This is a genomic window from Arthrobacter sp. NPDC057013, from assembly GCF_042674585.1.
In the GTDB taxonomy this organism is placed as follows: domain Bacteria; phylum Actinomycetota; class Actinomycetes; order Actinomycetales; family Micrococcaceae; genus Arthrobacter.
On record NZ_JBHUSE010000004.1, the window covers coordinates 169,123 to 183,945 of the forward strand.

A 14,823-nucleotide genomic window follows, 5' to 3' on the forward strand; every position below is an offset into this window, starting at 1 on the left:
AAAGCGCACCCCTTCTTGGGCTTCCGCGCGCTTGGTTATCTGGATGGTGTCAGGAATCCCTGGCAGGAACCCCAACACCAATAAGGACACCCCACAATGCAGAACCCTAAGATCGTGCTCGTGACCGGCGCCTCCAGCGGCATCGGTGAAGCGACCGCCCGTCACCTGGCAGCCGCGGGCCACCTTGTCGTACTCGGCGCCCGGCGCGTTGATCGCCTCGAACTGCTCGTCAAGGAATTGACCGACGCCGGTTACCAGGCCGAGTACGCCGAACTGGACGTCACCGCCCCTGACAGCGTCAAGGCCTTCGCCGCCGGTGCTCTGGAGCGGCACGGGCGGATCGACGTACTGGTCAACAACGCCGGTGTCATGCCGCTCTCCCTCGTTGAGGCCCTGCGCGTCGAGGACTGGAACCAGATGATCGACGTCAACCTGCGCGGCGTGCTGCACGGCATCGCCGCGGTCCTTCCCGTGATGAACGAGCAGAAGTCCGGTCAGATCATCAACGTCGCCTCGACGGCCGGTCACCGGGTCTACCCGACCGGCGCCGTCTACAGCGCGACCAAGTACGGCGTTCGCGCCCTGTCCGAAGGCCTGCGCCAGGAGACCAGCGACATCCGCGTCACCATCATCAGCCCCGGCTTCACCCTTACCGAACTCACCACCATCGGCGGCGACCCCGACACCCGGCAGGGCGCCCGGGAGACCGCGGAAACGATCGGCATCGACCCCTCGGCCATCGCCGGAGCTATCGGCTACGCCATCGCCCAGCCGGCCGACGTCGACGTCAGCGAGATCGTCGTCAACCCGACCGCTGCCAAGTTCTGACACCCCCTGCAGAGAAAGGAAAAAACTCACATGACCAAGCAGTTTGCGGGCAAGTCCGCGCTCATCACCGGAGGCGGCAGCGGGATCGGGCGCGCCAGCGCCCTGGCACTGGCGGCCGAAGGAGCACTGGTGACCGTCACCGGCCGCACCGAGGAAACCCTGAAGGAAACCGTTCGCCTGATCGAGGCCGACGGCGGCTCGGCCCGGTTCGTCGTGGCCGACATGACCGACGAGGCGCAGGTCGAGAACGCCATCGCGGCCGCGACCGAGAACGGCCGCCTCGACCTCGCCCTGAACAACGCCGGGTACGACGGCGAGTACCAGCTCACCACGGACTACTCCACCGAGATGCTCGACCACATGATCGCCCTCAACGTCCGGGGCGTGTTCCTGTCGATGAAGTACGAGCTCCGGGCAATGGTCGCGCAAGGATCGGGCGCGATCGTCAACATGTCCTCCGGCGCCGGGCTGCTCGGCGTCCCCGGGTTCTCCGGCTACACCGCCACCAAGGCCGCCGAAATCGCGATGACCAAGAGCTCCGCCCTCGAGGTCGCACCCCACGGAATCCGCATCAACGCGGTCGCTCCCGGCCTGGTCGATACCCAGCTCATCGCGGCACTGGATCCGGCCACCCGAGAGTCGCTCAGCGCCGCGCACCCGCTGGGACGCATCGCGCGGCCCGCCGAGATCGCCGACGCCGTGCTCTGGCTGCTCTCCGACAAAGCCAGCTTCGTCACCGCCATCGCCCTGCCCGTCGACGGCGGCTACTCCGTCCCGTGATAACCAGCCCTACTGTCGACCGGAGGTCCCTCTTGCAAACCCGAATCTTCCTCATCCGTGGCGTAGCCGCGCTTGATCCGCTCATGCTGTACGCGGCCGCCGGCGGTGCGTTCTTCGTCATCCAGGCCTGGATGCTCCGCCGGCGGCTCCGCCGGGCCGGCGCCGCACCCACTGTCATCACGAGCCAGCTCGAGGGAACTAACGCATGACCACCGTTTCAGACCACCAGGCGATCCGCGCTCTGGTCGACGGCTGGGCACACTTCGCCGACCGCCGCCTCCGCCAGCAGCAGGCCGAGCTCTTCACCCCCGACGGGAAGGTCGCAGTGTATCCGGGCGATCCGGGATCGACCGAGCCCATGCAAGTCATCCAGGGGAAGGCCGCACTCGCCAAGTCGTTCGAGATTCTGCAGACATACGACATCACCACCCACTTCAACGGGCAGAGTACGATCAACGTCGACGGCGACACCGCCACAGGCGAGTCCTACTGCCTCGCGCACCACTTGTGGACCGAGAACGGCCAGCGGGTCCTGCTGGTCCTCTCGATCCGCTACCTCGACACCTTCGTCCGGTACGACGGCGAGTGGCGCTTCAGCGACCGCAAACTCGTCATCGACTGGAGCGACAAGCGTCCCTCGAGCGTGGGCTGACCGATGTTCGACACTCGACACAGCGGCCGTCGCCGGCGGCCGCTGTCCGGGCGTGACCAGAACGAGGCGCACCGGACCGCGACGCCGCTGGAACTGCTGTACGACCTGACTTTCGTCGTCGCCTTCGGTACGGCTGCGAACCACCTCGCGCACTACCTGGCAGAAGGCCATCTCGCCACGGCCATCGCAGGCTTCTCCATCGCCGTACTCGCGGTCGTCTGGGCCTGGATGAACTACTCCTGGTTCGCCTCGGCGTACGACACCGACGACTGGCTATTCCGCATCGCCACCTTGCTGCAAATGGTCGGCGTGATCGTCTGGACTCTGGGACTGGAGGAGCTGTTCGAATCCCTTGACCAAGGCGGGCCGATCGATGTCAGAGTGATGGTCATCGGATACGTCGTGATGCGCCTGCCCATGGTGGTGCTCTGGTCCCTGGTCGCTCGCCACGACCCGGAGCGCGCACCCGCGGCATACAGGTACATCCGGACCATCAGTCTGGCGCAAGCCGGCTGGCTGACTCTCGTTTTGTTGCAACTGCCCCTGTGGGCGTTCGTTGTCGCCGGCGCTCCCCTGCTGGCTCTCGAGCTGCTTGGTCCGGTCATGGCCGAGCGGCACAGGCCAACGCCGTGGAATGCCCGCCACATCGCGGAACGACACGGCCTACTGCTGCTCATCACCCTTGGAGAGTCGATCTTCGGCACGGTCAGCGTCCTCGACGCGCTCGTCCACAACGAGCACGGCTGGACCTTCGAGGCGGGACTGTTCGCGGTCGCCGGCATCGGTCTCACGGTCAGCCTGTGGTGGATGTACTTCGTTGTGCCGTGGGGTGATGTACTCGCACAGCACCGAGACCGATCGACACTGTGGGGACTCGGTCACCTCGTGCTGTTCGGATCGATCGCGGCAACCGGCGCCGGCCTGCACGTCGCGGCGTACTTCCTCGAGGACATGACAAAGCTGGGGCCTACAGCAACGGTCCTGACCGTCACGGTCCCGGTCGCGATCTTCATCCTCGCGCTCTACACGATCGGCTCGATCTTCCTGTGCCAGAAGGATCCGCTACACCTCGTGCTTCTGGGTGGGACCGCAGGCGTCATCATCCTCACCATCGCCGGCGCAGCGCTCGGCCTCTCCGTCCCCTGGTCCCTCCTCGTCCTGGCCTTCGCCCCTGCGGTAACAGTCATCGCCTACGAGACAGTCGGCCACGGCTACCTGAGGCAAGCACTAACGCTCAAGGCGGCATCGGACACGTGAGGCCCCATAACGGCCTTGACGGAACACCAACAACCGGTCTTCGGTCAAGGTGGCGCCGCGCCGGAGAGAGAGCCTCCTTTCCGGCAGCGCATGAGTTATGAGTGAAGGGCGGCACGGGCGAAGGCTCTTCCGTTTGGAACGTCGCTTGTTGTTTCTGGCTCGAGCCGGTCGTCGAAGACGCCAGGGGTCAGGAGTACTTCCAGGGGTTCAGTGAGGAGTGCTTGGACGGTTCTTCGTTCGAGTTCTGTTCTGTTGTGGTTCCTCCAGCCGAGAGCGGCGAGTCCGAAGCAGACGGCCTCAAGGTAGTCGTCCCATCCGGTTCGTTTGCCCGCGGCGATTTCGAGCAGGAGCAGCAGGGTCGCGTTGCGGCCAAAATCATGCCGGCGGCGGTGCGCCAGGGCGCGGGCCAGCTGTTCAGGATCAAATTCCAGCCATGGCCCGGCCGTCCAGGCGACCCTGGCCCCCGGGTCGTCATGATCCTCGTGGTCGGGGTCCGCGAGGGCGTCGGGGAGGTCCTGGTAGCCGCCGATCCCGCCGGAATCCTCCAACGGGGCCCGCCGCGCCCCGTCCAGGAGCCGCGCCGGCGGGGTGTCGGCTTGCCTGGGCAGGCTGTCAACGACGTCGAGGCGGTGGACCCAGGAGTCGCCGAAGTCGTATCCGTAGAACAAGGGGTCGGTCTCGGGGGAGAGGACCTCGCCCAGGGGCCAGGCGGTCTCCGACAGGTCGTCGTCGTTGTTGTCCAACAGGTCTTCGGGCATCCAGCGCCGGGGCTCACGCACGTGGCCGTTAATGGTGCGCAGGCGAACGTGGGGATCGGTGTCGGTGAAGGAATGCAAATGCGCATCCCGTCCTCCTACCGCCGCTTGGCGGGATCTTTACCTGCGGCGCGCATTGTCACAGCACCATCCTGCCGGTCCCGTGCCTGCCCAGGGTATCGCCGGCGGCGCGTGGAGCAGCAATGCCGTTCCTCTGGCTTCTCATCGCCCCGCGGCATGGCGGCCCATCAGGCGGAGGGGCCGAACCACCAGCGGTGCCCCGCCTTGTGCCCATCCGGCGGGGCTCTTCGTCGGCCTGGATACTGCGTGCCGCCGGTCAGGGGATCCTCGCCAGGCCAGGGACGGCGGCGCAAAGTTCCCGACGGCTCAAACGCCGACCCCGGGAACTCGTCAGCGCAACGATGAGCGGCTTCGGCAAGCCGGCGAAGACGGAGATGGGCAGCGGCTCGCCCATCCCAGGTGAGCCCGGGTGTGGTCGTTCCGGTCCCGCAGGTGTCTTGACCGCGCCGGTGACGGCAGGTCAGGACGGGGTGAAGTTCCAGGTCTGTGGCCGGGTCCCGTTCCGGAAGACCACACCGGAGGGCAGCCCCTCCACGCCGTTCACCCGGGTCCCGGTCACGTCGATCGTGACGCGGCCACCGTTCAGGGGCAGATTCTCGCTGCGAAGGGTGCCCCACGATGGCGGCAGTGCCGGCTGCATCCAGAACCGGCCATCAGGGATGTCCGGTGCGTAGCCCAGCAGGGTGCGTACGAGCATCACCGGTGTCGCTGATGCCCACGCCTGGGGACTGCAGGCGGTCGGGTACGGGACGGGCACAGGGCACTCGGACCGGCTGAATCCGCAGAACAGTTCCGGGAGGCGGTTGTTTGTATGTTCGGACGCGTCCATCAGCGCCGTGGTGATCTGCTGGGCTTCCTTGACAAAGCCGTACCTCATCAGTCCTGCCACGATGAGCGCGTTGTCGTGCGGCCAGACTGAGCCGTTGTGGTAGCTAACGGGGTTGTAGGCGCCCATGTCGGTGGCGAGGGTGCGAACCCCCCAGCCGCTGAACATCTCTGGCGACAGGAGCCGGTGGGCAACGTGTGCTGCTTTGTCGGCGTCGGCTATGCCTGACCACAGGCAGTGGCCCATGTTCGATGCGCAGGCGTCCACCGGTCTCTTCTCGCGGTCGAGCGCGACTGCGTAGTATCCGCGTTCCGGTAACCAGAACTGCTCATTGAACTGTTTCTTGAGCCGTTCGGCGCGGTGGCGCAGATCGAGGGCGAGGGCCTGGTCGCCGTCGTCGTACGCTATCCGTGCCCGGGCTGTGAGGGCGCTGTAGACGTAGCCCTGCACCTCGCATAAAGCGATCGGTGGTTCGGCGAGCCGGCCGTCGGCAAAATTAATGCCGTCCCAGGAGTCCTTCCAGCCCTGATTGACCAGGCCCTGGTCATTGAGCCGCTCGTACTCAACGAACCCGTCGCCGTCCCGGTCGCCATAGTCCCGGACCCACTCCAGGGCGCGGTCGGCGTGGGGCACGAGCGCGGCTATATCGTCGGCCGGCAATCCCCAGAGCCTGGCTTCACCCAGCAGCGTGACAAACAAAGGGGTGGCGTCCACCGTTCCGTAGTAGGCCGACCCGCCTGCCAGGGCCAGGCCGGTCCCGACGTCGCGCCTGACCTCATGCAGGATACGGCCCGGTTGCTCTTCGGTTACCGGGTCCACTTTCCTGCCTTGCCGGTCGGCCAGTGTCTGCAGGGCACCCAGGGCCAACGTCGCGTCAACGGGAAGGTACATGAATGAGGTCAGCAGCGAATCGCGGCCAAAAAGCGCCATGAACCAAGGCGCCCCGGCGGCGACGACCATCCGGTCCGGGTGGTCGGGGTCGACCAGTCGCAGGGCTCCGATATCGTCATGACTGCAGGCAAGGCTCCGTTGCACGGCCGGATTTTCGACGCTGGTCATGGGAACCCGTGCATCCCAAGCCCGCTGCCTCTCTGCCTGCGCCGAGATGATCTCGGCGGAAAGGACGCGCGTGGGCAATTCCTCAACGATTTCAGTTTCCGCTGGCAGCGGCAACACTGTAGCCCGGATGTTGCACTGCCCGCGGGCGGGGACGGCAACTCGCAGGAGGAGGCCGTCGGTAGTGACCTCGGCGTCTCGGATCCGAACCACGATCCCTTTTCTGGTCTCCTGCCATGTCCCGTCGATAGTAAGCATGCCTGCCTTGGCGGTCCTTGTTTCGTCCCAGCTGCGTTGGAGCCGGCCGTCCTTGACTTCGAAAAGGTCCGCGAAGTCCGCATCCACGGCAAGGGCCAGTTCGCAGGAGGCCTGGAGCACCGAATAGTTATGAATGGTGATGTCCTCGACGATGCCGGATCCGAGTTCGCGTTTCCGCACCACAGTGAGCGGGCTGTCCGCGCGGCCATCAGCCCGCGCTGCCCTGCCCATGTAGATGCCCTGGTAGGGCGAAGGGGTCCACGCCCCCAGCGGTTCCACCGGCTGCCCGTTAACGGTGAGGGACCATCGTGACAGGATCCGGGTGTCCCGGTAGAAAACCCCGTGCGGGTGGTAGGGGAAGATGTCCCCGTTACGCAGGGAAATGCAAAAGGATGACCCGGCGACGAGGGTGACCGCCCCTTCGCCAATGGATCCAGCCGCATTGTCTGCGTTCCATCCAGCCACCTCAGGCTCCTCACCGAACCACGAACCAAAGTGCAACCTGACCACTAAATCTACGCCTGGGGACAAACAACAGCGAGGGCCGCGGCAGCCCTCTCCTTGACCTAACCGCCGGTCGATCTGCACACCAGCAGGATCAGGAACTCTACGCTCTGGCTTTGGGCGCACGGGAGCGTTCTGCTCATTCATGGTCGACCTGGGCGGGAACTGCATGACCTTTTCCGGGTTCGGAGTTAGCCTGTTGCGTGCTGTGACGTTGCCTGTTGCTGCCTCCACGAGTGTTCATGGCAGGGCTCCAGGCTGGCCGCATGACTGTCAGAGCCCGGTGAGGGATCAAATTGGGGCTTTCGTCTCCTTATGCCCAAGAGTTCCGGATTCCGGGAGGCCTCAAACCCAGTTTCCCGGGCAGACTGCGGCTCGCAGAGCATTCCCTCTGTGTCATGACACCCTGTACCGTTGAAAGCGGAGGAACAAGGAAGGCAGTGAGGGGGAGGGTGCCATGTCGGCCGGCACTACCAGGCACACGATCCGTATTGAGGGCGACTTGTGGGACCAGGCCCGGGCTAAGGCTGCCAGGGAAGGTACGAGCGTTTCCGAACGCGTGCGGGCGGGGCTGCGGGAGTATGTTTACGGGCCGGGGGCTCGGCATACGATCGCTGATTCCCTCGTCTACCTGGTCCCGGGTGCCTTTGAGGATTTGAAAGGGCCGGCGTCGGGTACCGTCCGGCTGCCGATCCATGTGGACTGGGGACCGGACAGGGTCTATGACGCGGGTGATGATGGAAGCTGCGTCGCGCTGTACCAGTTGACGCTGCAGAACTCGGGGTCGGTCGATGAGATGGGCGGGATCATAAACGCCGGCCGCTTGCTTGCACTGTGGCCCTCGATGCGGCTGCCCAGCCGGTGCCGTCACCTCTGGGAGACGGCCTTCCCCCAGCTTCCCCAACACCGTGAAAGCAGGGAGCATCCCTCGTGGACGACGCTCAGCGCGCAGCCACCGAAATAGCGCTGTCCGTTCTCGCCGATGACGGCTTCATCCTCGCCGGCGGCCAGGCACTGGCCGAACACGGCGTGATCGCCCGGATGTCAGAGGACGTCGACCTGTTCGCGCTGTACCGGTGGCACACCCCTGAAACGTTCGCGGCGTCCGTGGACAAGATGAAATCAGCCCTTGAAGCGGCCGGGTACACGGCCGCGGTCACGCGCCAGTACCAGGCGTTCGCCAGCCTGACCGTGGACAAGGGCGACAAGACGGTCGTCATGGACCTTGGCCTGGACTGGTGGGAGGACAAGCCCGCGATCGTGGATCTGGGGCCGGTCATGTCGCTGAAGGATTCGGCGGCTTCCAAACTTCTGACGGTTTATTCTCGCGGTTACGCCCGGGACTACCTTGATGCGCATTCGATCATCAGCAGTGAACGGTTCACTCCGGGGCAGCTGATCGACTTGTGCCGGCGACGTGACCCGCATCTCGACCTCGAGATGTTTGCTGCGTCCATGACGGGTCACCGCGCCTTGCCGACCACCGAATTCACCAAATACGGCCTCCCGGCCGAAGAACTCTCACGACTGGATACCACGCTCACGGAGTTCGCCAACACAATCCGTCAGTACAAATACGTCGCCAGCCAAACCATTGAACGGGTAGACCTCTGACGGCTCGGACCCGCCGCCTGCCGTCAGGTTGGGGTGTAATCCCGTCTGACTCTAATGGATTGCGGTAAAGACCGTTCGACAATTCGGAGGGTGGGGCCGGGCTCTTTGGCCGGGCGCCGGCAGGCAAAGCCTGCGCTGAAGCCGGTGACGGCGGCCAAAACGGCTGGTTCGTTGCCGCCGGCTCCCTGATAGCGGTTAACCTGTTCGTGGAGCAGGTCAGCGGTTGGTGCCCTGACGAGCGTGTCGGGAGGTGGGGCGTGGTTTCGATGATCATGAAGCGGGGGATGTCGTTCACGATGCCGCTTTTGAGGGAAGTGCTCTGATGGAGACGACATGAAGGACGACAGATCCTTAGACTCCGGGCATGCCATGACCGTCTTGGTCGCCGATGATGATGAGGGGTCCTTGCTGGTTGCGCAGGCTGCCGTGCAGAAGTCCGGGCACAAGTGCATTGTTGCGGCTGATGGGGAAGCCGCATGGCAGCTTTACCGGGAGCACCGGCCTGAGGTGGTGGTCACGGACTTGGCCATGCCAGGCATGGACGGACTGGCATTGTGCCGCGCAATCCGGGCAGCGTCTACCGATTCGTACACGTACGTGGTGTTGCTGACCTCGCACGGAGCTCCTGAAGACGTGCTCGCCGGCATGCAGGCCGGCGCGGATGATTACGTGAGTAAGCCTCTTGACCCTTTCGCCCTGCACACCCGGCTATTAGGTGCCCGTAGAGTGACGGCCCTGCACGGGGAGTTGGCCGACGCTTTGAACGAGGCCAGGGGCAGCAATGCGCGGCTTGCAGAGTTTACTGGCAGGGTCAGCCATGACCTCCGTAACCCGTTGACTTCCATCTTGGGATATGTGGAGTTGGCGGAGATGGACGGGGAAACGGAATCTCAGGGCCTGGGCGACTATGTGGAGATTATTGGTGCCAGCGCCAGGAGGATGCTTTCCATGGTCGATGACCTGCTGGCGTTCGCCTCTATCGGAGGGTCATTGTCAAGATCGCGGATGTCTTTGGCGGACCTGGTGCGTGACGTCACCACCGACTTGAGCCAAGGGTTGAAAGCCGCCGACGCCGTAGTGGAGTACGAGGACTTCGTCCTCGCCGCTGATCCCGTGCAGATGCGGGTGGCGTTGCAGAACCTGATCCATAACGCGGCAGCCTACCGGCGTCCCGGCGTCCCACCGGTCATCCGCGTGTCGGCAGAAGCCAACGCCGGCGGCGTGGTGGTGCGGGTCGCCGATAACGGCAAAGGAATCGCTGAGGAGGACCGACGCCGGGTCATGGAGCCTCTGACCCGGTTGCACCGGCCAGGAGATCCCGCCGGAACCGGCCTGGGCCTTGCCACATGCGCACGGATCGCCGCCGCGCACGGGGGCAGGCTGGAGATCTCTCCCGGGCCGGCCGGCGGGACGATGGTTAGTATCTACCTGGCAGAAGGCAGTTAGACGAGCTGCGCCAGGAGGGATCAAGGCGAGTCAGGTTCCCAGGGCACCCGTTGGTGTGCAAGCCAAGGGGACCAGCCGCTTCAACGACGCGGCGGACCAGGGCGGGTAGCGGTGTCAGATACCTCCATCGGGCTCCAGTGCCTGCAGTCCTGGACACAACCAGATGTTGGTCCCCTCCGTGGGCGCCAACATCAACTGGTGATGAGCGTGTGGATAAGGGGTGGGAATCGGGCATCCTCGTCACGCCTCCCGGAGTGCGCCATGGAGCGGACGTCCTGGGGGCGTGGCTGGCGACCCATCGGTCCTTCTTGCACAGAAAGCCTGCGGCCAGCGGAAGGTCTGCCCGCGATTCCTTTGCAAATCCTGTGCTTTTTCTGCCTCAATACCTGCACCTTTCCTTCGGGGGACGTGGCAAGGTGGGAGCGGTAGTTTCGGAGCCGTGCGGGGTGCGCTTGGACCGCCCGGCAGCAACGGAATGCGGGTCGAGGGGGAGGAATCAGCATGGTTTCAGGGCCTGGTAGTGCCTGGCGGTGGTCAGCGCCGGACCGGGGGAAGATATCGGCTGTGCTGCTGGCAGCAGGCGCGGCATTGGGTGTGCTCACTGCGGCTTTGGTTTCTGATCCCGGTTCCCCCGCAGCCCAGACGGCAGGGGACCTGTGCATTCTTATGGCTTGCCTGTGTGCCCTTGCGAGTTGTGCGCGTGCTGCCCGGCGCCAGCCGGAAAATGGCAGGGCGTGGCGGTTGATGGCTTTGGCCGTCGGCGTCTGGGCATCGGGTCAGTCCATTTGGTCCTTTTACGGCCTGACCCGCGACCATGTCTATCCGTTCCCGTCGCCCGCTGACGCGGCGTTTCTCGGATACGCAGTCCCGGCGGCGCTGGCGTTGTTCTCCTTTCCCCTCGCACAGCGGTCCCGGGTCGCTTTCCTGCGCACTTTGCTGGACGCCGCTGTCATCGCCGGCGCAGTGTTGTTCATCAGTTGGTCCACCGTCCTGGGTCCCATTTACAACACCGAAAGCCCCGACATTCTCGGCCGGGTCACTGGCCTGGCGTATCCGATCGTGGATGTTGTGATGGCATCGCTGGTGCTGGTCCTTACGATGCGCCGGCCGGCGGGGGAGCGCCTGCCCTGGCTGTGCCTGGGCGGGGGCCTCCTTGTTCTTGCCGTCACGGACAGCACCTATGTGAGGCTGACGTTCACCGGCGTTACCGGGGTGACTGGAACGCCCCTGGCGCTCGGGTGGATTCTTGCATTTCTTTTGGTCGCGCTGGCGGGGCTGGTCCCCCACAAGATGGGCGCGCGGACCGATAAGGGTGTGTACAGCCTGGCCCTGGAACTGGTGCCCTACGTTCCCGTGCTCGGCGCAGTTGTGCTTTCCGCATCAGACATGGCTGATGGCAGGGACCCGTTCCTGCTGCTGACCGGGCTCACGGTTCTCGTCCTGGTCATCGCCCGCCAGATTCTGATTGTCTTCGAAAACGTGACCCTCACCAATGGCCTGGAAGCGAAAGTTGCCCAACGGACTGCTGAACTTGAGGGCCTGGCAGCGATTGTGAATTCTTCTGTGGACGCGATTGTTGGCAAGACCCCAGAGGGAGTGGTCACCAGCTGGAATCCGGGCGCCGAGCAGATCTACGGCTACCGGGCTGTGGAGATGATTGGCCAACACGTTACTGTCCTGGTCCCGGAAGAGCTGAGGGAGGACGAAGAAGCCCAGATGGCAGCGGTGCGCGAGGACGGTGAAATCCGGAGCTTCGAAACGGTTCGCGTGCGCAAAGATGGGAGCAGGGTGCCCATGTCCGTGACGTTGTCCCCGATCCGGGGGGATAACGGTATCCACGGCGTCGGCAGTATAGGGCAGGACATCACCGAGCGCCAGCGTACGGAGAAGGAACTTATGGCTGCACGCGAGGCTGCCCTCGAGTCCAGCCGGCTGAAGTCCGAGTTCCTGGCAACGATGAGCCATGAGATCCGCACGCCGATGAACGGCGTGGTGGGGCTGACGGCGATGCTGCTTGAGACGCCTCTTGATGAGCTGCAGCAGCAGTATGCACAGGGGGTCAAGGGCGCCGCAGAAGCCTTGCTGAGCCTGATCAATGACATTCTCGACTTCTCCAAGCTCGAGGCCGGGAAGGTTGACCTTGATTCCGACGGCTTTGATCCCAGAGCCCTGGTGGAGGAAGCTGCCGCCCTTCTTGCCGAGGCCGCTCAGGTCAAGCGTCTGGAGCTCATCGCGTACTGCCAGCCGGACGTCCCTGCCCAACTGGTCGGGGATGCCGGCAGGATCCGGCAGGTCCTGCTGAATCTGGCCTCCAACGCGGTGAAGTTTACCGAGACCGGGGAAGTGAGTATCAGCGTATCGGCCCTGGAGGCTGAACCGGGACGAAGCACTCTGCGCTTTGAGGTCCGTGACACTGGGATCGGCATTGCCCCGGATGACCACCAGCGGCTCTTCGAATCTTTTGCCCAGGCCGATGCTTCCACCACCCGCCGTTATGGAGGGACCGGCCTGGGCCTGGCCATCTCACGTCGGCTGACGGAGGCCATGGGAGGGCAGATCGGGTTGACCAGCACCCCCGGCGAGGGAAGTACTTTCTGGTTTACTCTTCCGCTGCCCGTCGCCGAAACAGTCGCATCGTTTGCGCCGGATGAAGATCTTTTGAGCGGGCTGCGGGTCCTCGTCGTTGATGACAACGCGACCAACCGCTTGGTGCTGGAATCACAGTTGAACGGCTGGCGGATGAGAACCGACGCGGTTCCGGACGCACGTACCGCCTTGGCACGCTGCCGTGAGGCTGTTGCTGCAGGCCAACCATACGACGTTGCCGTGCTGGACATGTGCATGCCCGAAATGGATGGCTTGGAGCTGGCGCGGGAGATGAGCGCAGACAACGCGCTGAAAAGCATCCGGGTCATCATGCTGACCTCCACCATGCAGGTGGAGCGGGCCAAGCTCAGGGACGCGGGGGTACGGGAATGGCTGACAAAGCCCGTCCGCAGCTCCGAGTTCTACGACCGCCTCATGCGTCTGATGGCACCGAAAGCCTCCTCAGCTGTTCCTCCCCGCCATCGCATGCCAGGCGGCGTCGCAGCGCCGTCCAAAGGCCGGGTGCTGATCGTAGAAGACAACGACGTGAACCAGCTCGTGGCCAGCAGCATGGTCAGCAGGCTCGGTTTTGAAGCTGACGTCGTCACGAACGGTGAACAAGCCCTTACCCGCACCACGGAAGTCAGCTACTCAGCGGTGCTCATGGACTGCCACATGCCTGTTATGGACGGGTTCGAGGCGACCAGGGCCATACGCGCCCGGGCGGGGCAGGGCGCGTCGGTGCCGATCATTGCAATGACCGCAGGAGCGATGAAGGAAGACCGTGAACGCTGCCTCGCCGCGGGCATGGATGCTTACCTGACCAAACCGGTGGACATCGATGAGCTCGGCAAGGCGCTGAACCGGTGGGTGCCGGAGGTGGGGCGGAAAGCCGCCGCGCCAGTTCTGAACCCGGAACGGTTGGCTGTACTGCGTGATCTCGGACCAGCAGACGGCAAAGGCCTGCTGCCCGCCGCAGCCCAGGCCTTCCGCCAGGGCATCGGACCAACCCTGGATGCACTAAGACAGGCGCTGAAGAACGGGGATGTTGAATCCCTGAAAACCACGGCACACAAGCTGAAAGGCGCCGCGGCAAACATCGGTGCGGGCCGCGCCGCGGAACTGTGCGGGCAGCTTGAAGACCTCGCCAGATCCGACAAGAAAGGGGACCCGGCTCTGCTGGTACTGCTCGAGGCCGAACTCGCCCAGGTTGACAGGGCTCTTGAAGACGCATTGGTCGTGGTCGCGTGAAAGTTCTGGTCGTCGATGACGACCAGGGGTCGCTTTTGGTCGCCAAAGCCGCCGTTGAGCAATCGGGGCATCAGTGCCTCATCGCAGAAGACGGTGACGAAGCGTGGAAGCTGTACCGGAGCGAGCGTCCCGAAGCGGTGGTGACCGACCTGGAAATGCCCGGACTGAATGGACTGGAACTGTGCCGGGCGATCCGTGATGACGGAACAGACTCCTACACCTACCTGGTCCTGGTGACTTCCCACCGGTCCAGGGATGACGTGCTTGCCGGCATGCAGGCGGGAGCCGATGACTATGTCAGCAAACCGCTCGACCCGTTCACCCTGCACACCCGCCTCCTCGTCGCATCCCGCGTCACCTCCTTGCACGCGGACCTGGCCCGCTACCGTGTGGCGTTGGCCGAACAGGCGCGCACGGATCCGTTAACGAAGCTGTTCAACCGGCTGAAGCTGACCGAGGACCTGGACGAGCTGGACAACCGCAGCAACCGTTACGGTCAGGATTACTGCCTTGCCCTGTGCGACGTGGACCACTTCAAGAGCTACAACGACCTTTACGGCCATCCCGCCGGTGATAAAGCGCTGCAGTCCGTGGCAAGTGCCCTGTCGGCTGAGGTCCGCCGGAGTGACCGCGTCTACAGGTTCGGCGGAGAGGAATTCCTCCTGCTGCTGCCCCACCAGTCCCTGGCCCAGGCAGGCATACTCATCGAGCGGGTACGGGCCAGGGTGGAGTCACTGAGGATTGACCATTCCGGTAACCCATCCGGTGTACTCACCATTAGCGCAGGCATCTCCGCGTCCGTTCAGGGCAAGTGGACGGCCGGACAGCGCCTGCTGAATGATGCTGACCTGGCCCTCTACCAGGCCAAAGCAGCAGGACGTAACAGGGTGGAACTGACTCGTGCCGGCCACTAACTAACCCCCAGGTGG

General features: G+C 64.4%; 11 protein-coding genes and 1 pseudogene. 10 read left to right on the forward strand and 2 right to left on the reverse strand.

Going from position 1 to position 14,823, the window contains the following annotated elements; all coding sequences use genetic code 11:
- Positions 1–96 precede the first annotated feature (96 nt).
- Genes ACFTSA_RS08035 through ACFTSA_RS08055 form a run of 5 tightly spaced genes read left to right on the forward strand, consistent with a single transcriptional unit; the run spans position 97 to position 3,517 of the window.
- The gene (locus ACFTSA_RS08035) at positions 97–828 is read left to right on the forward strand and encodes an SDR family oxidoreductase (protein ID WP_377950750.1); all 732 of its coding nucleotides are present in this window, start codon (positions 97–99) and stop codon (positions 826–828) included.
- 30 nt (positions 829–858) lie between these two features.
- Positions 859–1,608: a glucose 1-dehydrogenase gene (locus tag ACFTSA_RS08040; RefSeq protein WP_377950751.1), complete on the forward strand. Its 750-nt coding sequence runs from the start codon at positions 859–861 to the stop codon at positions 1,606–1,608.
- A gap of 32 nt (positions 1,609–1,640) precedes the next feature.
- On the forward strand, positions 1,641–1,817 hold the full coding sequence (locus tag ACFTSA_RS08045) for a hypothetical protein (RefSeq protein ID WP_377950752.1): 177 nt from the start codon (positions 1,641–1,643) through the stop codon (positions 1,815–1,817).
- Entirely contained in the window at positions 1,814–2,260 is a 447-nt protein-coding gene (locus ACFTSA_RS08050) for a nuclear transport factor 2 family protein (protein WP_377922937.1), read from the forward strand. The genes ACFTSA_RS08045 and ACFTSA_RS08050 overlap by 4 nt, the downstream gene beginning before the upstream one ends.
- Before the next feature lie 3 nt (positions 2,261–2,263).
- Positions 2,264–3,517: a low temperature requirement protein A gene (locus tag ACFTSA_RS08055; RefSeq protein WP_377950753.1), complete on the forward strand. Its 1,254-nt coding sequence runs from the start codon at positions 2,264–2,266 to the stop codon at positions 3,515–3,517.
- Positions 3,518–3,612: 95 nt separating this feature from the next.
- On the opposite strand, the pseudogene ACFTSA_RS08060 reads toward ACFTSA_RS08055, so the two are convergent.
- Both ACFTSA_RS08060 and ACFTSA_RS08065 read right to left on the reverse strand, forming a co-directional pair.
- Positions 3,613–4,371: pseudogene (locus ACFTSA_RS08060) on the reverse strand (plasmid pRiA4b ORF-3 family protein); the annotation flags it as partial.
- Positions 4,372–4,813: 442 nt separating this feature from the next.
- Positions 4,814–6,958, reverse strand: coding sequence for a glycogen debranching N-terminal domain-containing protein (locus ACFTSA_RS08065; RefSeq protein WP_377950754.1), 2,145 nt, complete (start codon positions 6,956–6,958; stop codon positions 4,814–4,816).
- Between the two features lie 496 nt (positions 6,959–7,454).
- Here ACFTSA_RS08065 and ACFTSA_RS08070 point away from each other — a divergent pair, with 496 nt between their 5' ends.
- From ACFTSA_RS08070 to ACFTSA_RS08090, 5 genes are all read left to right on the forward strand, one after another.
- Positions 7,455–7,961, forward strand: coding sequence for a hypothetical protein (locus ACFTSA_RS08070; protein WP_377950755.1), 507 nt, complete (start codon positions 7,455–7,457; stop codon positions 7,959–7,961).
- Positions 7,928–8,611: a nucleotidyl transferase AbiEii/AbiGii toxin family protein gene (locus ACFTSA_RS08075; protein WP_377950756.1), complete on the forward strand. Its 684-nt coding sequence runs from the start codon at positions 7,928–7,930 to the stop codon at positions 8,609–8,611. The genes ACFTSA_RS08070 and ACFTSA_RS08075 overlap by 34 nt, the downstream gene beginning before the upstream one ends.
- 369 nt (positions 8,612–8,980) lie before the next feature.
- Positions 8,981–10,057 carry a response regulator gene (locus ACFTSA_RS08080; RefSeq protein WP_377950757.1) on the forward strand — a complete coding sequence of 359 codons (1,077 nt, stop codon included), beginning with the start codon at positions 8,981–8,983 and terminating at the stop codon, positions 10,055–10,057.
- A gap of 744 nt (positions 10,058–10,801) precedes the next feature.
- Positions 10,802–13,894, forward strand: a complete 3,093-nt coding sequence (locus tag ACFTSA_RS08085) for a response regulator (RefSeq protein ID WP_377950758.1) — start codon at positions 10,802–10,804, stop codon at positions 13,892–13,894.
- Positions 13,891–14,808 (forward strand): diguanylate cyclase, encoded by a 918-nt coding sequence (locus ACFTSA_RS08090; protein ID WP_377950759.1) that lies wholly within the window; start codon positions 13,891–13,893, stop codon positions 14,806–14,808. Before ACFTSA_RS08085 ends, ACFTSA_RS08090 begins: the two co-directional genes overlap by 4 nt.
- Positions 14,809–14,823: the final 15 nt, after the last annotated feature.